The sequence below is a fragment of the Acidocella sp. genome (assembly GCF_050253495.1).
Taxonomy (GTDB): domain Bacteria; phylum Pseudomonadota; class Alphaproteobacteria; order Acetobacterales; family Acetobacteraceae; genus Acidocella.
Genome location: NZ_JBFWIX010000025.1, coordinates 14,664 through 32,110, shown reverse-complemented (window position 1 = coordinate 32,110; position 17,447 = coordinate 14,664). Strand labels below are relative to the sequence as shown.

Sequence of the window (17,447 nt, the reverse complement as noted above, 5' to 3'; positions counted from 1 at the left end):
ATAATGGCCTTATAATGCCGCCATGAACGAAATGCGGCCTCTGAGGCACAGCACAGGGACACTGGAAACGTTGGCCTCCCTTGAGCGCAAGCTGCTTTGGCTTGCCTCCTGGATCATTCATTACGCCAACAACATCCGCCCGAACCCAGCCGCCGAGAAGGTCGGGGGGCATCAGGCCTCCTGTGCCTCCGTCGCCTCCATCATGACGGCCCTGTATTTCGATGCGCTGCGCCCGCAGGACAGGGTGGCGGTGAAGCCGCACGCCTCGCCGGTGCTGCATGCGATCAATTATCTGCTGGGCCGGCAGACACGCGAAAAGCTGGAGCATTTCCGCCAGATGGGCGGCGCGCAAGCCTATCCCTCCCGGGCGATGGACGGGACGGAAATCGATTTCTCCACCGGCTCCGTCGGGCTGGGGGTGGCGATCACCAGTTTTTCCGCCCTGATCCAGGATTATGTACAGGCACATGAGATGGCCAAGCCCGGCTTGCCGCGCGCGCGCAACGTGGCCGTGGCGGGCGATGCGGAGCTGGACGAGGGCAATATCTACGAGGCCCTGCTGGAAGGCTGGAAACACGATGTGCGCGATGTCTGGTGGGTGGTGGATTGTAACCGCCAGAGCCTGGATTCCGTGATGCCTGACCGGCTGTTCGGCCGGTTCGAGGGGCTGTTCCGGGATATGGGCTGGCGTGTGATCACGCTGCGCTATGGCAGGCGGCTGCGGGAGGTCTTCGCCAAGCCCGGTGGCGCCTCCCTGCGCGGCTGGCTGGATGAATGCCCAAACTCCGTATACTCCGCCCTCACCTTTCAAGGTGGAGCCGCTTGGCGCGAGGCGTTGCTGCGGGATATGAGCAAAAGCCGCGGCGTGCGCGCCATCATCGACCCGCTGAGCGATATGGAACTGGCGGGGCTGATGACCAATCTGGGCGGGCACGACATGGCCACCTTGACCGATGGCTTCGCGCAGGCGGCACTCTCCGACCAGCCGACCCTGTTTCTCGCCTACACCATCAAGGGCAACGGTCTGCCCCTGGCCGGGCATAAGGACAACCATGCCGGGCTGATGACGCCCGAGCAGATGGATGAATTTCGCTCGGCGATGAAGATCCGCCCCGGCCATGAATGGGACAGGCTGGAAGGGCTTGAGCAACCGCACCGGGTGGAACGCTTCATCAACGAAACCCCCTATGCCCAGCCGCTTTCCCCCGCCGGCCGGCGGCTGGAAGCCCCCAAGGTGGCGGTACCGGACAGCCTGCCCGGCCCGCGCACGGCCGGACGCCGGATGAGCACGCAGGCCGGGTTCGGGGAAATCCTGTCCGAGATCGGCCGCGCGCAGGGGGAGAGCAAGGCGCTTTCCCAGGCGATCGTGACCGCGAGCCCGGATGTGGCGACCTCCACCAACCTTACCTCCTGGATCAACCGGCGCTCGATGTTCGCGCGCCAGGCGCAGGAGGATGTGTTCCGCAAGAGCAAGGTCGCCTCCATGGTGAGGAAGGACATGCATCCGGGCGGGCAGCATATCGAGCTGGGAATCGCGGAGCAGAGCCTGTTCCTGCTATTGGGGGCCGCCGGGCTGGCGCATGACCTGTATGGCGCGCGGCTGCTGCCGGTGGGCACGGTCTATGATCCGTTCGTGAATCGCGGCCATGACGCGTTATATTATGCCTGTTACCAAGATGCGCGGTTTCTGCTGATCTCCACCCCGTCGGGCATCACGCTGGCGGCGGAAGGCGGGCAGCACCAGGCCACCAACACACCGCTGCTGGGCATCGTGCAGGACAAGCTGGCGACCTTCGAACCCGCTTATTGCGATGAGTTGCGAATTCTGATGCGCCATGCCTTTGAGTATATGCAACGCCCGGACGGCTCGGCCGTGTGGCTGCGGCTTTCCAATCTGGCCTTGCCGCAGCCGGCGCGGGAGTTGAACGCGAGCCATGTGATCGCCGGGGCACATTGGATCGTGCCGCCGGCCCCCGGCGCGGAGCTGGCCATCGCCTATCAGGGGCCGATGGCGGCGGAGGCTGAAAAAGCCTTCGAGATTGCGCGCGAGGATGTGCCGGGCGCCGGGTTGCTCGCCATTACCAGCCCCAACCGGCTGTATGCGGGCTGGCGTCAGGCGCAGCGCCAGCGGCGCGAGGGCATGAAGACCAAGGCGCATATCGAGGAGATTTTGGCCCCCCTGGCGCGGAACGCGGCCCTGGTCACGGTGCTGGACGGGCACCCGGCCGCACATAGCTGGCTGGGGTCGGTACGCGGCCAGAAGGTGATGGCGCTGGGGCCGGACCATTTCGGCCAGTCCGGCACCGTGGCGGAATTGTACCGGGAATATGAGATGGATTGCGATGCGATCCTGGATGCCTGCGCGGAAGCGCTGGCGGGCTGAAATCCGCTATTCCTTGCGCCCGGCCAGTACGCGCGAAAAACTACAGGCGGCGGCGACATAGGCCGTGAAGGCTGCCAGGGCCAGGCAGGTTTTCGTGGGGGCGGGATGCGCCAAGCCCAATGTCAGCGCCACCAGCATGCCCCCCATGGTCTGGCCGAACAGGCGAGACACCGAGATCATGCCCGAGGCACCGCTGATACGATTCTTGGGCGCGGTGGTGAGCATGGCCTTGTTGTTGGGTGGTTGCAGCATTGAGAAGCCCGCCCCGGCCAGGGCGATGCGCCACATGATATCCGCGTCCGTGGGGGCCGCGGGCAGCAGGCGCAGCAGCAGAAAGCCGGTGCCGCAGATCGCCATGCCCAGCGTGGACAGGAAAGCCGCCGGGTAACGATCCGCCAGCCGGCCGACGAAGGGCGCGGTGAGCACGATCGCCATCGGCCATGCGGTGATGACCAGCCCTGTTTCCACCGGGTCGCGATGCAGCACGTTGGTCAGGTTGAAGGGCATCGAGATGATAAAGAAATTCGAAGCGACGAAGGACAGGAACCCCGTGACGAAGGCGATGGAAAAGCCCGGCCGCATCAGCAAATCGACCGGCAGCAAGGGATTGGAGCGGCCTAGTTGCAGCCTCACCAGCAGCACCATCGCCGCAAGCCCCAGCGTCAGCAGCCCGACCCCCAGCACCCAGCCTTCCCCTTGCGCGAAATTATCCCCGCCGGTGACAATGCCCGCCAGCGCCACCGCCAGCAGCACCGCGCTCAGACGATCCAGCTTCACCGGTGTACGCGGAGTGACGGGCAATGAGGTGACGGCGAAATAGAACGCGACCGCCCCGAAGGGCAGGTTGATCAGGAACAGCCATTTCCAGCTGGCGAAGGACAATACCGCCGCCGCGACCGAGGGCCCCAGCGCCACGCCGAGCGCGATGATCAGCCCGTTCAACGCGATGCCGCGCCCGAGAATGCTGGAAGGGTAGATATAACGGATAAGCGCGGCATTGACACCGAGAATACAGGCGCCGCCCACGCCCTGGATGGCGCGGGCAACGGCGAGTTCCGGCAGGGTTTGCGACATGGCGCACAGCAAGGAGGCGCCAACGAACATCATCAGCCCGAGACGGCACATGCGCGCATGGCCGAATTTCTCCCCCAATGTCGCCACCGGCAGCAACGCGATCAGATTGGCAAGCTGATAGGCGTTGACGATCCAGATCGCGGCGGAATCGGTGGTGTGCACATCGCGCGCGATATCGGGCATGGCGATGTTGACCACCGTATAATCCAGCACCGAGAGCAGCACCGCCATGGCCACCGCCGCCATGGCCCGGATGCGGGCGGGCTTGGGCAGACCATCGGGCACGGATGGCATGGCGGGCTGGGCCAGGGTCGCGGACATATTCCCCCGCTTACTGGCCAAATCACCGGAAAAACAGGTTTTTTCTGCGGGACGCTGCCATGCGGCCGGGTACATCGGGGCTCAATCCCGGGGACGTTCCGCGTGCCGAATTTCAATGCGCCCGGCCTGATGGCAGCCGGCTGAAAGCACGCCCTAATCGCCCCGCCCACGGGCATAATTCAGCGCCAGCAGGCTGGTCGGCTTCAAAGCGGCACGGGACCAAGGCACCATCCGATCGTCAATTCACGGCAAGCTTGGCGCGTGGTTCCCGCCCCCCGGCTGACAGCGTGGCATGGTTCATGCCGCGGGGCCCGTGCCGGCCCCTCCCCCACGCCGGTTAAACCGCCTCACTGATCCTGATCGCCGCCTTGCAACCGAGTTTGATCAGCCCGGTCAGCAATTTATAGGCTGGCGCCTGCTCGGCGCCGTTCTCAAGCCCGATGTCGCGGTGCTGCACCTCCTCCAGCCGGAAGGCCTCGATGGTGTCGCTCAGATCGGTCTCCTCCGGCCCCAGCCTGTCGCGCTGATCGGCATAATGGGCATCAATCGTCTCCTCCACCGCCACGGTGCAGGCCATGGCGGCCTTCTCTCCCATCGCGGCGGTGATCGCGCCCAGCGCGAACCCAGCCACATGCCAGATGGGCAGCATGGCGGTGGGACGGGAACGGCGTTCGGCGATCAACGTCTCAAACGTTTCCTTGTGAACGGTTTCCTGGTCCAGCATATGGCGCAGCAAGTCCCCCTTCGCGCCACGGCCTAAAACCGCGATCTGCCCGGCGTAAATGCGCTCGGCGCCATATTCACCGGCATGGTCCACACGGACGAAGCGCTTGATCTGCTCGCTCATCTCAAAATCTCCTGTCTGGCCGCCGCGCGGCCATGAAGAATAGCAGCAAGGTGAACATGGCCGTGCCGCAAAAATCCATCTGCGCCATCGACATGGGAAACCCGGCGATCAAATGCACCGGGCGGTCGCACGGCACGGAGGGGGTCATCGGCAAAGCCGCGCCGGGGGTGAGAATGCCATTGCATTCCGGCAAGGGAGACTTCCACCAGCCAAATTCCACCCCCACATGCAACCCCGCGACGATCACATCGCCCAGCATCGCCAATCCGGCCAGGCCGATGAAAACCCGGCCCGCACGGCCGCCAAAGAGCAGCGCCAGCACCCCCAGCAGGACGACGATGCGATAGGGCCAGCGTTCCCATAGACACAACGCGCAAGGCACGAGATGCAGCCCGTACTGCGCGAAATAGGCAACTCCCAAGGCTGCGGCGGCCACCAGGGCCGTGACAAAACCCGCGAAACGGACATTCATGGCGGTGTTGTGCTCCCTTTTATCCACGCCGCCAAGTTCAGGTGAGCAGGTGGGAGACCCAGGTCTCGACGCTGTCGCCACTGCTCAATTTCGGGTCGATCAGCCCGTTGACCATGAAGGTCGGGGAAACGTGAATCCCGTTCTGACGGGCATATTTGGCATGCCATTTCACTTCCGCCTGAAGCTCGGGCAAGGCAAAGGCATCGGCCAGGGCGATACCGGAATAAGCCTCCAGACGCGTGACGATCTGGGCGGGGGTGGCGTCCATGTTCGGCCCGCCCGCATGGTGCTCAAACTCGAATTCCTCGCGGTGGTCAGCCACCGCCTTCATGACCGCCTTCGCCGCCGCCTTGCCCTCCGGCAGGGTGGACGCGGCGAGGATGGCGCGTATGACAACACCGGAGAACATGTGCCAGGGCTGGGATTGCAGGCGGATTTTCACCGTGATGCGGTCAGGCCCCGCCTGTGCCAGCAACCCGTCCAGCTTGTTGAAGGCCTTCCCCGAAAACGGACAAGTCGGCTCCAGGAACATTTCGAACAAGGCGGGGCCGTGCCCCCAGCTCAGAGCCTCGGCGGTGTAAGGCTTGGTCATGGGATGCTCCTCGCGTCCCCCCGCCTGGAATGGCGGGGGTGAGACAAAGCCTCAGAGAATGAACCGCGACAGATCGCCCTTGGCGGCAAGCGGCGCGACACGCTCATTCACATAAGACGCATCGATGGTGATCTTCTCGCCCGACCGGTCGGTGGCGGAGAAGGAAATCTCCTCCAGCAGCCGCTCAATGACGGTAGCCAGACGCCGGGCGCCGATATTCTCGACCCGCTCATTGATGTCGAATGCCAGCGAGGCGATGGCATCCACGGAATCATCCGCGAATTCCAACTCCACTTTCTCGGTGCCCAGCAACGCGACATATTGCTTGAGCAGGGAATGCTCCGTGTCGGTGAGGATCCGCTTGAAATCATCGCGCGAGAGCGAGCTGAGCTCCACGCGGATGGGCAGGCGCCCCTGCAATTCCGGCAGCAGATCCGAAGGCTTGGCGACATGGAAGGCGCCTGAGGCGATGAAGAGAATATAGTCGGTTTTCACCGGCCCGTATTTGGTGGAGATCGTGGTGCCCTCGATCAGCGGCAGCAGATCGCGCTGCACCCCCTCGCGGGAGACATCGCCACCGCGAAAGCCGCTTTCCGTGCGCGCGCAGATCTTGTCGATCTCGTCGATGAAAACAATGCCATTCTGCTCGGCATGGGTCAGCGCGTCCTTGGTGAGCGCCTCTGTGTCCAGCAGCTTGTCCGCCTCTTCGCGCGCCAAGGCCAAGCGGGCCTCGGGCACCAGCATCTTCTTTTTCTGCGGCTGCCGGCCGAACATGTTCTTCATCATGTCGCCGAAATTGATGGCCCCGCCGGGCGGCATATTGGGCAGGTCGATCATGCCGATGGGGGTGCCGGCGGGCTCGGAGATCGCCACTTCGATCTCTTTGTCCTCCAGTTCGCCCGCGCGCAGCATGCGGCGGAATTTCACGCGCGTATCGGCCGAGGCATTCTCACCGACCAGAGCGGTGAGCAGCCGCTCTTCGGCGTTCAGCTCCGCCTTGGCCTCGACGGTCTTGCGGTTCTGCTCGCGCAGCATGGTGATGGAGGCTTCCACCAAATCACGCACGATGCTCTCCACATCGCGGCCGACATAGCCGACCTCGGTGAACTTGGTGGCTTCCACCTTCAGAAAAGGCGCCTGGGCCAGCTTGGCGAGGCGCCTGGCGATCTCGGTCTTGCCGCAGCCGGTCGGGCCGATCATCAGAATGTTTTTCGGCACCACCTCATCGCGCAGATCTTCTGGCAATTGCTGACGGCGCCAACGGTTGCGCAAGGCGATGGCCACGGCGCGCTTGGCGTCGTTCTGGCCGATGATGAAGCGGTCGAGCTCGGAGACGGTCTCACGGGGAGAGTAAACGGGAATATCCATCAGATTGTTTCAACAACCAGGTTTTCGTTGGTGTAGATGCAGATATCGGCGGCGATCTTCATCGAGCGACGGGCAATGTCCTCCGCCGTGAGATCGGGCACCGTCATCAGCGCGCGCGCGGCGGCGAGAGCGTAATTGCCGCCGGAGCCGATGGCGATGATGCCATCGGTGGGCTCCAGCACATCGCCATTGCCGGTGAGCGTATAGCCGTGCTCCTTGTCCGCGACGATCAGCATCGCCTCCAGCCGGCGCAGATAGCGGTCTGTCCGCCAATCCTTCGCCAGTTCCACGCAGGCGCGCTCCAACTGGTTGGGAAAACGCTCCAGCTTCGCTTCGAGCCGCTCCAAAAGGGTGAAGGCATCAGCCGTGGCCCCGGCGAAACCGGTGATCACGCTGCCATTGCCGATACGCCGCACCTTGCGCGCGTTTCCCTTTACAACGGTGTTGCCGAGCGATACCTGCCCGTCCCCGGCCACGACAACCTGGCCATTGCGGCGAACGGACAAAATGGTGGTGCCATGCCAGCCCACCGGGTCGTAATGCTCTGTCATGCCGCCAGACATGGCATTGCCCCCCGTCCCCGGCAAGAGGCCACGCCACGGCTCATGCCGCATGATGAGCCCAGCCATGACTGCATTTACCACTTGCATTTATGCAATATATTACAATTTATGCGATGTCCCCCCTTTGTCATCCGGCAAAAAAGTGCTAATTAACGGGGATGGCTTCCGAATTGAACCAGACTTCATGAATCCCATCGACGAGTCCGAAATTCTATCCGGCCTTGGCAAACGCGTGAAATTGCTGCGCGCGCGCCGAGGCATGACGCGCCGTGTGCTGGCGGGTGAGGCGGGGGTGTCCGAGCGGCATCTGGCCAATCTCGAATCAGGCACCGGCAATGTGTCCATCCTGGTGCTGGCGCAAGTGGCGCAGGCGCTGGATTGCCCACTGGCCGAGCTGTTGGGCGACGAGACGACCTCCACCCCCGAATGGCTTTCCATCCGCCGCCTGTTGCACGGGCGCGAGCCGACCGAGATCGAACGCGCGCTGCGGGCCGTGGGGGAATTATTCGGTGGCGCGCACGGGCAGGCGCCGGGGTTTCGCAACCGCCGTATCGCCTTCATCGGGCTGCGCGGCGCGGGCAAATCCACGCTTGGGCAGATGGTGGCGGCGAAACTCAGCGCCCCGTTCGTGGAATTGCGCGCCGAGATCACCCGGCTGGCGGGGTGCGCGCCGGTGGAGATCCAGGCGCTCTACGGTTCCAACGCCTATCGCCGTTATGAGCGGCAGGCGCTGGAGGACACGTTACAAAGCCATCAGAGCTGCGTGATCGCCACGGCGGGTGGGCTGGTGGGGGACACTTCGACCTTCGACCTGCTGCTGGCCAACTGCCTGACCATATGGCTGCAAGCAACACCTGAGGATCATTTCACCCGTGTGCTGGCGCAAGGCGACATGCGCCAGCTTCCCGGCAACCGCAACGGGGTGGACGATATCCGCCTGACGCTGGAAAGTCGGGCGGGCTTTTACGCCAAGGCGGATCTGACCTTCAACACCAGCGGCAAGACCCTGGATGAGGCCTTCACGGGGCTGATGGGGGTGCTGCATGAGCGGGTTCCCATGGTCGAAACGGTCTAAAACAGGCGTTTTCCCCGATGCATGACCAAGCCAACCCGTTTTTCGACCCGGGCTGGCGGGACATATTGAAACAAGCCCGGGCACGCCATGAGGCAGCCCGGCACGCGGCGGAGGATGCGGCACGGACCGAGCTTGGCGGCCTTGCCCACCGTGCGGCTCTGGCGGACCTGGAAGCGACGCGCCAGCATCTGCACCGGGCCGAACGCACGCGCTTTTCCACCATCGCCGATTATGCCGCCTGGCGCTTCGCCGCCCTGCCGCCCGCCAGGGATGGCTTCGCCGTGCTGGCGGACCCGCATGAATTTTCCAGTCTGGCGGCGGTGGATGAAGCCTTCGAACGGCTGCGCCGCCAGCGCCAGGACGCCAGCGCGGACCCCGTGCTGCTGCGCGATGCCCAACCACCTGGGCTGGAGGCCTTCGCCGATACCGCCAAAGCGGTGACGAGCTGGCGGCGTTTTGGCTCTGGCGGGCCGGAGGCGCTGATTTCCGCCTGCGAAACCGATGGAAACATCCATATCTGCATCGCCCATCGCTGGGGCGGAATCGGGCCGGAATCGAACTTGCGCTATCTGCATGTCGCCAGCCTGCTGGCCCAGGAAACGATCACATTACGGCTGCCGGACGCGCAAGCGCTGTTCAGGGAGGACGGGTTCCGCATGGCGGCGAACCGGGACATTCTGCGCGGCGCCAACAAGATCGCCGCGCGGCTGGTGCTGTACCGGCATTTGCTGCCCGGCGCCGGACAGCGCGAGGAATTCGCCCGGGTGAGCCTGGTGTGGAATGGCGCGCGCTTCATCGAGCCGGATTGGGAAGCGGAGATTTACGGCACCCTGCCCCTGGCGCTGCGCGCGGCCACGGTCAGCTTGGCGGAAGGTCGCTCCCTTCCGCTCTTTCCCGCCCCTTGAGTACGTGCCCGGCATATTGACCGGCACACCCGATCCAGCCGATCCTGACGGGAATGCCCGCCCGCCCCAAACTCTATCTCGCCGGCCCCGACGTGTTCCTGCCCGAAGCCGCCGCGATGGCGCGGGACAAACAGGCGCTCTGCGCCGAGCATGGTCTGCGCGGCATCGCGCCGTTCAACCCGGATTTCGACATGAACCGCCCGGCGGATCAGCTCTGGCGGGCGATTTACGAGGACGATCTGGCGATGATGCGCGCCAGCGACGCCATCCTCGCCAATCTGACACCTTTTCGCGGCGCCTCGGCGGATGCGGGGACGCTGGTGGAGTTGGGCTGGTTCCTGGGTCAAGGCAAACCCGTCTTTGGCTATTCCAACAGCGCCCTGCCCTTCGCCGAGCGCTCCCGAAGGCAGGCCCAACGGGGCGAGCCCATGGCGGGACTCGCCATCGAAGATTTCGGGCTGGCGGACAACCTGATGATCGAAGGCAGCCTGACCCTGCCCCTGGTCCTGCCACCGGACGGACGCTGCCACGCCTTTGATTCGCTGGAAATTTTCCGGCTCTGTCTGGTGGCGGTGGCCGGATGGTTTCAAGGGGCCAGCCGGTAGCCTCCGCCATCCGTCAAGAGAATGCGGGCATTTTGCGGATCCGCCTCGATCTTCTGGCGCAGCCGGTAGACATGGGTTTCCAGCGTATGGGTGGAAACGGCCTGATTATACCCCCATACGACTTCCAGCAATGTCTGACGCGGCACCGCCTTGCCTTCCCGGTACAGATATTTGAGGATCGCCGCTTCCTTGTCGGTCAGCCGGATCTTGCTTCCCTTCTCGTCGAGCAACTGGCGCGCCGAGGGACGGAACTGATAGGGGCCGATCTTCATCTCGGCATCCACTGAACTCTCAAAGCTGCGCAACTGGGCGCGCAGGCGGGCCAGAAGCTCATTCAGGCGGAACGGCTTGGCGAGATAATCATTCGCCCCGGCCTCAAGGCCGCGCACCACATCCTCCTCCTCGTTGGAGGCGGTCAGCATGATAACCGGCGCCTTAAGGCCGCGCTCACGCAAGGCGCGGCAGAAATCCCGCCCGTCGCCGTCCGGCAGGCCGACATCGAGCAACATCGCCTCGTAACGGACCCCGCCCTTCAACCGGATCTCGGCTTCCGCCAGGGAGGACGCCTCTGCCGGGGCAAACTCCCCGTTCACGCCCAATTGCTCCACCAGCGCGCCGCGCAGCGCGTCGTCATCATCCACAACGAGAATGGGGCGTGCACCCGGCATCACAAACTCCTTACCGATCACTTAAACTTTATCGCGCTTTCATGATCCTGTCAGCCTCTCTGGCCAGATGTCACCTCCGGCACTATTTTAGCGGGATGATCTCCTCCAGGCCCCCTTTTCAGAATCCGCTCAGCACGCCCCGCACCAGGGCGGTACACCGCGCCATCGCGGATGCGCGGCGCGGCGTGCCCGTCGTGCTGGCCGCGCGTAAACCACTGATTCTGGCGCCGGCCGAAACCGTGGGCGCGGAAGGGCTGCGGCTGCTCGATGTGCTGTCCACCGGCGAGGCCTCCTTGCTGCTGGCCCCTTCCCGGGCCGCGGCCGTGCTGAAGCGCGAAATGCCCGACCATGCCCCCGCCATCGCCCTGAAGCTGGCCAGGCCCCTGATCGACACGGCAACGCTCAAACGCGCCGCCGACCCGACCATGGAACAGATCCTGCCGCATTTTGAAATGACCGAGGCGCCGGAAGAAGCGCAAGCCGCCCTGGCCCTGGGCAAGCTGGCCCGGCTGCTGCCCGCCATGGTGGCCGCCCCGGTGCGCCCCGGCTGGGCGACACGACGGGAGGGGGCAGATCTGCTCACCGTGCCTGCCGCCGACCTGCTGGCCTATCCGCTGGAACTGGCCTCAACATTGATGAAGGTGGCGGAGGTCTCCGTGCCGCTGGATGCCGCGCGGGACGCCAGGCTGGTGGCCTTCCGGGCGCTGGACCAGGGCATTGAACATATGGCGATTCTGGTGGGGGAACCGGAAAAGCAGGAAACCCCGCTGGTGCGACTGCATTCGGAATGTTTTACCGGCGACCTGCTGGGCAGCTTGCGCTGCGATTGCGGGCCGCAATTGCAGGGGGCCATCGCCCGCATGGGGCGGGAGGGCCATGGCGCGGTGCTGTATCTGGCACAGGAAGGACGCGGAATCGGGCTGATCAACAAGCTGCGCGCCTATACCTTGCAGGATGAAGGGCTGGATACGGTCGATGCCAACAAGGCACTGGGCTGGCAGGCGGACGAGCGTAACTTCCACATCGCCGCGGCGATGCTGGAGGCACTGGGCATCGGCAAAATCCGGCTGCTGACCAACAATCCTGGAAAAGTGGAGAGCCTGGCCGCCTGCGGCATCGACATCGTGGAGCGCGTGCCCCACAAGTTCGAACCGAACGGGGTGAATAATTCCTATCTGGAGACGAAGGCCAGGCGCTTCGGCCATCTGCTTGGTTGAGTTCCTGCTGCATGGCGGCACGTTACGCGGCGCGGGGCTGACCCTGCGCGCCGCCCATGGGCGTGGCGGCATCACCCTGCAAAAACGCGAAGGAGACGGCGGCACGCCGGCGGGGCTGTTGCCGCTGGTGCGCGTGCTCTACCGCGCCGACAGGCTGGCTCCGCCGCGCTGCGCGGTGCCGGTGGAGCCGCTCTCTCCCCAGGATGGCTGGTGCGACGACCCGGCGGATGCCGCCTATAACAAACCCGTGCGCCTGCCCTGCCCGGCCCGCCATGAAGCCCTGTGGCGCGAGGATCGCGTCTACGACATCATCGGCGTGCTGGGCTGGAATCTGGACCCGGTCGTGCCCGGGCGCGGCTCGGCGATCTTCTTTCACATCGCCACGCCGGACTACGGCCCTACCGAAGGTTGCGTGGCCTTGGCCCCGCCGGATATGCGAACCGCTCTGGCGGCGGGGCTCAGCGCGATCCGGGTGGCAACGGGTTAATCGCGTGCCTGGAAGCGGCCTTCATGCCGGCTGGGCTGCACCAGAAACACAAAAATGGTGATGCTGACGCCAAACCACATCACCCCCAGCGCCAGAAAAGCCAATTCCACCCCCAATGCCGGAAAATGATGCGCCAGCCCATACAGCACACCACGCCCTAAGGACAGGAGCAGCTCAACACCGACCCACCAACCGGAATGGCCGACATCGTGCAGGCGCCTCACCTGCACGGCCAAGGCGGGTAAAATCGTGCCCAGCCCCGCCAACCCGAACAAGCCGGCCAGAACGGTCAGCGGCAGCACCCCGGAATGGCCCGCTTTCATGACCATGGCGGCTACCAGAAACAGCCCCGCGACAAACCAAATCAGAATATACCAAAGGAAAACCACCAATATTCCGCCCGGCCCGCCCGACCGGAGAAATTGAGATAATTTCGGTATCCGGCCTCCACCGCCGCGCTGAACCTCATCCACGCCCCCTTCATTGCAAATCCGGAAAATGTTCGACCAAAAACTCTTTCCATGCAAGATGTTGCGGCATGCGCAAAACCCCTTATCGACGCGCCCCCCCGAATTGCCGTAAAGACCCGCCATGACCGGCACACCTCTCGAACTGATCCGCAACTTCTCCATCATCGCCCATATCGACCATGGCAAATCCACCCTGGCCGACCGGCTGATCCAGCATTGCGGGGGGCTGACCGCGCGCGAGATGACCGAACAGGTGCTCGACAATATGGAGATCGAGAAGGAACGCGGCATCACCATCAAGGCACAGACCGTGCGGCTCGAATATCCAGCCAAGGATGGTAAACGTTATGTGCTGAACCTGATGGATACACCCGGCCATGTGGATTTCGCCTATGAGGTGAGCCGCTCGCTCGCCGCCTGCGAGGGCTCGCTCTTGGTGGTGGATGCCTCGCAAGGCGTGGAAGCCCAAACCCTGGCCAATGTGTATCAGGCAATCGACGCCAATCATGAGATCGTGCCGGTGCTGAACAAGATCGACCTGCCAGCGGCGGACGTGCCCAAGGTGAAGCAGCAGATCGAGGATGTGATCGGCATCGACGCCTCGGACGCGGTGGAGATTTCCGCCAAGACCGGATTGAATATCGAGGGTGTGCTGGAGGCCCTGGTCACCAAGCTGCCGCCACCGAAAGGCAATGCGGCCGCCGAATTGCAGGCGCTGCTGGTGGATAGCTGGTACGACCAGTATCTCGGCGTGGTGATCCTGGTGCGCGTGAAGAACGGCGTGCTGAAAAAGGGCCAGAAAATCCGCATGATGTCCACGGGAGCCGTGCACCCCGTGGAGCAGATCGGCGTGTTCACCCCCAAGATGCGCCCGGTGGAAGAGCTGGGGCCTGGCGAAATGGGCTATATCACCGCCGCGATCAAGACCGTGGCGGATTGCAATGTGGGCGACACCATCACCGACGACCGCCGCCCCGCCCCCGAACCCCTGCCGGGCTTCAAACCCTCCGTACCGGTGGTGTGGTGCGGGCTTTACCCGGTCGTGGCGGACGATTTCGAGAAACTGCGCGACAGCCTCGCCAAGCTACGTCTCAACGATGCCAGCTTCCATTACGAAGCTGAGACATCGGCGGCCCTGGGCTTTGGATTCCGCTGCGGTTTTCTCGGGCTGCTGCATCTGGAAATCATCCAGGAGCGGCTCTCCCGCGAGTTCGACCTGGACCTGATCGCCACGGCACCTTCCGTGGTTTACCATGTATACAAAACGAACGGGGAGATGGAGGAATTGCACAACCCGGCGGATATGCCGGACGGCTCCGTCATCGACCGCATCGAGGAGCCCTGGATCAAGGCCACCATCATGGTGCCGGACGATTATCTGGGCGCTATTCTCACATTATGTTCCGAACGGCGCGGACAGCAGCTCGACCTCACCTATGTCGGCAACCGGGCCATGGCGGTCTACAAACTGCCGCTGAACGAAGTGGTGTTCGATTTCTACGACCGGCTGAAATCGGTAAGCCGGGGCTATGCCAGCTTCGATTATCAGATGGACAGCTATTCGGAATCGGACCTGGTGAAAATCTCCATCCTGGTGAATGCGGAGCCCGTGGATGCGCTCTCCTTCATCGCGCACCGGTCCCAGGCGGAATCGCGCGGGCGCTCAATCTGCGCCAAGCTGAAGGATCTGATCCCCAAACAGCTCTTCAAGATCGCCATCCAAGCGGCGATCGGCAGCCGGATCATCGCGCGCGAGACGATCTCTGCCCTGTCGAAGGACGTGACCGCGAAATGCTATGGCGGTGACATCAGCCGCAAGCGTAAGTTGCTGGAAAAACAGAAGGAAGGCAAAAAGCGCATGCGCCAGTTCGGTAAGGTGGAAATTCCGCAAAGCGCCTTCCTGGCGGCCTTGAAGATGGATGCGTGATTTTCACCCCGTGCTCTTGGCAGGCCCAGACTCTTTCGCTAGAGAGTGGCCCTACGCCGGATGGAGAGATGGCCGAGCGGCTTAAGGCGCACGCTTGGAAAGCGTGTGTACGTTAATAGCGTACCCAGGGTTCGAATCCCTGTCTCTCCGCCACTTCAGTCCCTGAGTGGGCACTGAGTTTACGCCATTATTCGCCACAAGCGTCTGAAGCAGCCGGGACTTCGATCCCATGATCCGAACCTCGCCGGTATCGACCTCGACGCGCTGGGCGAGCGCGCGCAGGTGGTCACGGCGGTAGCCACCGCTTTCGAGCCGGATGCGTTTGCGCGCGGTCGCGGCGAACTTCTTGAGCATCTGCGGCGTGAGAGCCTGCTGGCCCGAATGCCGGAGCATGGCCTGCGCCCGCTCGGCATCGGCCCTGGCCTGATCGCGGACCGCCTTGAGACCGTCGATGCGGTCTTTCAGCGCCGGATCGTCCAGATCGGCGATGCCCGCCTCGATGGCGTCATAGAGCCGCTTGAGGCGCAGTTCCGATTCCGTCGTGCGCTTGTTCAACTCGGCGATATGCTCGCGGCGGCGTTCGGATCGCTCCTGCCTCCGGTCGAGAACGCTGGCGAGGATGGTTTCCAGCCGCTCGGGCTGGAGCAGCCGGTCTTCGAGATGGCTGGCGACCAGATCGTCCAGCTTCGCCATCGGCACGGTCATGCCGATGCAGGCGGTCGGTCCCTGCCGCGCCTTGATCGAGCAGGTGTAGTAGCGATAGCGGCCGCCCTTGCCGGTGCGGATGGTCATGGCCCCGCCGCACTTGGCGCAATGGATCAACCCGGTCAGCATGGTTGGGCCGCTGATGACGCGGGCGGGCGTGACCTTGGGATTGCGGGCCTTGAGCAGTTTCTGAACCGCCTCGAACGTCTCCTTGTCGATGATCGGCGACACGGGGACGATCACGATGTCGTCCTCCGCCTTGCCTGTCTTGTGCTTGGCCTTCTTTCCCCACTCATGCTCGCCCATATAGGTGCGGCGGGTCAGGATGCGGTGAACCTGCCCGATGCCCCAGCGTCCGCCGTCGCGGGTGAAGATGCGGTTGCGGTTCAAGTAGCTGACGATGTTCTTGACACCCATCTGGCCGGTGGTTCCGTCGCCTTCCAGGGCGAGCCGATAGATCAGCCGTACCGTGTCGGCGTGCAGCGGGTCGATCTCCAGCTTCTTCTTGGTCTTTGCGCCGCGCTGCTCGGCGGCCACGGTGCGATAGCCGATAGGAGGAAGCGAGCCGTTCCAGAAGCCTTGACGCGCGTTCTCCTTCAACGCCCGCATGACGTGCTTGGCGTTCTCCTTGGACTGGTATTCGTCGAACAGCGCCATGATCTGCCGCATCATGACGTGCATGGGATCGTCGCCCAGGTCCTGCGTCACGGAAACGAGCCTGACGCCGTTCTTCGCCAGCTTGCGGACGTAAAACTCCATATCGAAGGCGTCGCGGAAAAAGCGACTGAAGGAATGGACCACGACGACATCGAAGGGCGCCGGTTTGCTGGTTCCCGCCTCGATCATGCGCTGGAACTCGGGGCGACGGTCATTGGTGGCGGTCGCGCCGGGTTCGATGAATGTTTCGACCAGTTGCAGGCCGCGCGCCTCGCAATAGGCTTCGCCCTGGCGCTTCTGGTCGGGAATGGAGACATCATGCTCCGCCTGCCGCGCCGTCGAAACGCGCAGGTAAAGGGCGGCGCGCAGGGGCACGGTGGAAGCGGGAGCGGTCATGCCCGGTCTCCTTGTGCGGCAGCCTCATCAGGCGACAACACGGCGACACCGAATGGCAGGAAATGCTTCGTGTTGCGGGTGACGATGCTGAGTTCATGCGCTGCGGCGGTCCCGGCGATCACAGCATCGGCCATGCCGGGGTCGTGACCGGCGGCAAGCGCCTTCGCTTCCAGCCTCCCGCCGATTGCGGCAGCCTCAGCGTCGAAACCGATGATCTTGTCATCATATGTGGAGACAAGGCCACTGAGCCATGCTTTCAGGCTCGCGGCCTTTGCCGTTGCCCCCTTGTGATCGAGAAGCGCAATCCCCTTCTCTATTTCATGAACGGAGACGACCGACAGGAACAAGCTGCCGTCGCCGTCCATGCGGTCCAGCCAGGCGAGGAAGTCAGCGGATGCTTCCGACTTCGACGGCGCCAGCATGGAGACGACGTTGGTGTCGAGAAGGAAGCCGCTCAAAGCTCGACATCCCGCGATGGTTTGCGGTTACGCGGGAACTCCCCTCCCGGGAACGTCCTGAGATAGCTGACAAGGCCCGCCCGTTTGCGTTCGAGTGCCTTGCGGGCGACCTCCGCCGCCTCAACCGAAACCAGGGCGGCGACGGGCTTGCCATGACGGGTGATGATCACGATCTCTCCTTTGACGGCTTCATCAACGAGGCTGGAAAATCCGGCCTTGGCATCTCTGAGGTTGATGGTCAGCATGTCGCGCCTCCA

The 17,447-nt window shown here is 63.7% G+C and carries 17 protein-coding genes, 1 tRNA gene and 1 pseudogene; 8 read left to right on the top strand and 11 right to left on the bottom strand.

Annotated features, from left to right (window positions below):
• Positions 1-22 precede the first annotated feature (22 nt).
• Complete coding sequence (locus AB7D48_RS15110; protein WP_427980786.1) at positions 23-2,383, top strand: 1-deoxy-D-xylulose-5-phosphate synthase N-terminal domain-containing protein; 2,361 nt, start codon at positions 23-25, stop codon at positions 2,381-2,383.
• A gap of 6 nt (positions 2,384-2,389) precedes the next feature.
• On the opposite strand, the gene AB7D48_RS15105 is transcribed toward AB7D48_RS15110, so the two are convergent.
• From AB7D48_RS15105 to hslV, 6 genes are all read right to left on the bottom strand, one after another.
• On the bottom strand, positions 2,390-3,778 hold the full coding sequence (locus tag AB7D48_RS15105; protein ID WP_427980784.1) for an MFS transporter: 1,389 nt from the start codon (positions 3,776-3,778) through the stop codon (positions 2,390-2,392).
• Between the two features lie 337 nt (positions 3,779-4,115).
• Positions 4,116-4,625, bottom strand: a complete 510-nt coding sequence (locus tag AB7D48_RS15100) for a demethoxyubiquinone hydroxylase family protein (RefSeq protein WP_427980782.1) — start codon at positions 4,623-4,625, stop codon at positions 4,116-4,118.
• 1 nt (position 4,626) lies between these two features.
• Positions 4,627-5,097, bottom strand: a complete 471-nt coding sequence (locus AB7D48_RS15095) for a disulfide bond formation protein B (RefSeq protein WP_427980780.1) — start codon at positions 5,095-5,097, stop codon at positions 4,627-4,629.
• A 37-nt stretch (positions 5,098-5,134) separates the two neighbouring features.
• A complete protein-coding gene (locus tag AB7D48_RS15090; RefSeq protein WP_427980777.1) occupies positions 5,135-5,689 on the bottom strand; it encodes a DsbA family protein in 555 nt (184 codons plus the stop codon).
• A 51-nt stretch (positions 5,690-5,740) separates the two neighbouring features.
• Positions 5,741-7,057, bottom strand: a complete 1,317-nt coding sequence (gene hslU, locus AB7D48_RS15085) for an ATP-dependent protease ATPase subunit HslU (protein ID WP_427980775.1) — start codon at positions 7,055-7,057, stop codon at positions 5,741-5,743.
• Entirely contained in the window at positions 7,057-7,608 is a 552-nt protein-coding gene (hslV, locus tag AB7D48_RS15080; protein WP_427980827.1) for an ATP-dependent protease subunit HslV, read from the bottom strand. The genes hslU and hslV overlap by 1 nt, the downstream gene beginning before the upstream one ends.
• A gap of 196 nt (positions 7,609-7,804) precedes the next feature.
• On the opposite strand from hslV, the gene AB7D48_RS15075 reads away from it, so the two are divergent.
• The 3 genes from AB7D48_RS15075 to AB7D48_RS15065 are packed head-to-tail and all read left to right on the top strand — an operon-like array spanning position 7,805 to position 10,205.
• On the top strand, positions 7,805-8,695 hold the full coding sequence (locus AB7D48_RS15075; RefSeq protein ID WP_427980772.1) for a helix-turn-helix transcriptional regulator: 891 nt from the start codon (positions 7,805-7,807) through the stop codon (positions 8,693-8,695).
• A gap of 17 nt (positions 8,696-8,712) precedes the next feature.
• The gene (locus AB7D48_RS15070) at positions 8,713-9,600 is read left to right on the top strand and encodes a hypothetical protein (protein ID WP_427980770.1); all 888 of its coding nucleotides are present in this window, start codon (positions 8,713-8,715) and stop codon (positions 9,598-9,600) included.
• 53 nt (positions 9,601-9,653) lie between these two features.
• Positions 9,654-10,205, top strand: a complete 552-nt coding sequence (locus tag AB7D48_RS15065; protein WP_427980768.1) for a nucleoside 2-deoxyribosyltransferase — start codon at positions 9,654-9,656, stop codon at positions 10,203-10,205.
• Here AB7D48_RS15065 and AB7D48_RS15060 read toward each other — a convergent pair.
• A complete protein-coding gene (locus AB7D48_RS15060) occupies positions 10,187-10,873 on the bottom strand; it encodes a response regulator transcription factor (protein ID WP_427980765.1) in 687 nt (228 codons plus the stop codon). The genes AB7D48_RS15065 and AB7D48_RS15060 overlap by 19 nt on opposite strands.
• A 95-nt stretch (positions 10,874-10,968) precedes the next feature.
• On the opposite strand from AB7D48_RS15060, the gene ribA reads away from it, so the two are divergent.
• Positions 10,969-12,090, top strand: a complete 1,122-nt coding sequence (gene ribA, locus AB7D48_RS15055) for a GTP cyclohydrolase II (RefSeq protein WP_427980762.1) — start codon at positions 10,969-10,971, stop codon at positions 12,088-12,090.
• Positions 12,083-12,577, top strand: a complete 495-nt coding sequence (locus AB7D48_RS15050) for a L,D-transpeptidase family protein (protein WP_427980760.1) — start codon at positions 12,083-12,085, stop codon at positions 12,575-12,577. Before ribA ends, AB7D48_RS15050 begins: the two co-directional genes overlap by 8 nt.
• Here AB7D48_RS15050 and AB7D48_RS15045 read toward each other — a convergent pair.
• A complete protein-coding gene (locus AB7D48_RS15045) occupies positions 12,574-13,170 on the bottom strand; it encodes a DUF805 domain-containing protein (RefSeq protein WP_427980757.1) in 597 nt (198 codons plus the stop codon). The two genes, AB7D48_RS15050 and AB7D48_RS15045, sit on opposite strands and share 4 nt — an antisense overlap.
• Between AB7D48_RS15045 and lepA the strand changes: the two genes are divergently transcribed.
• Complete coding sequence (gene lepA, locus AB7D48_RS15040) at positions 13,169-14,974, top strand: translation elongation factor 4 (protein WP_427980754.1); 1,806 nt, start codon at positions 13,169-13,171, stop codon at positions 14,972-14,974. The two genes, AB7D48_RS15045 and lepA, sit on opposite strands and share 2 nt — an antisense overlap.
• Positions 14,975-15,036: 62 nt before the next feature.
• Positions 15,037-15,127 (top strand) — tRNA-Ser (locus tag AB7D48_RS15035).
• 564 nt (positions 15,128-15,691) lie between these two features.
• Here AB7D48_RS15035 and AB7D48_RS15030 read toward each other — a convergent pair.
• The 3 genes and pseudogenes from AB7D48_RS15030 to AB7D48_RS15020 all read right to left on the bottom strand — a co-directional run.
• Positions 15,692-16,732 (bottom strand): annotated as a pseudogene (locus tag AB7D48_RS15030) (recombinase family protein); the annotation flags it as partial.
• Positions 16,729-17,190 (bottom strand): type II toxin-antitoxin system VapC family toxin, encoded by a 462-nt coding sequence (locus AB7D48_RS15025; protein ID WP_427980751.1) that lies wholly within the window; start codon positions 17,188-17,190, stop codon positions 16,729-16,731. The pseudogene AB7D48_RS15030 and the gene AB7D48_RS15025, both read right to left, overlap by 4 nt.
• Positions 17,187-17,435 (bottom strand): type II toxin-antitoxin system Phd/YefM family antitoxin, encoded by a 249-nt coding sequence (locus AB7D48_RS15020; protein ID WP_427980748.1) that lies wholly within the window; start codon positions 17,433-17,435, stop codon positions 17,187-17,189. Before AB7D48_RS15020 ends, AB7D48_RS15025 begins: the two co-directional genes overlap by 4 nt.
• Between the last annotated feature and the right edge of the window lie 12 nt (positions 17,436-17,447).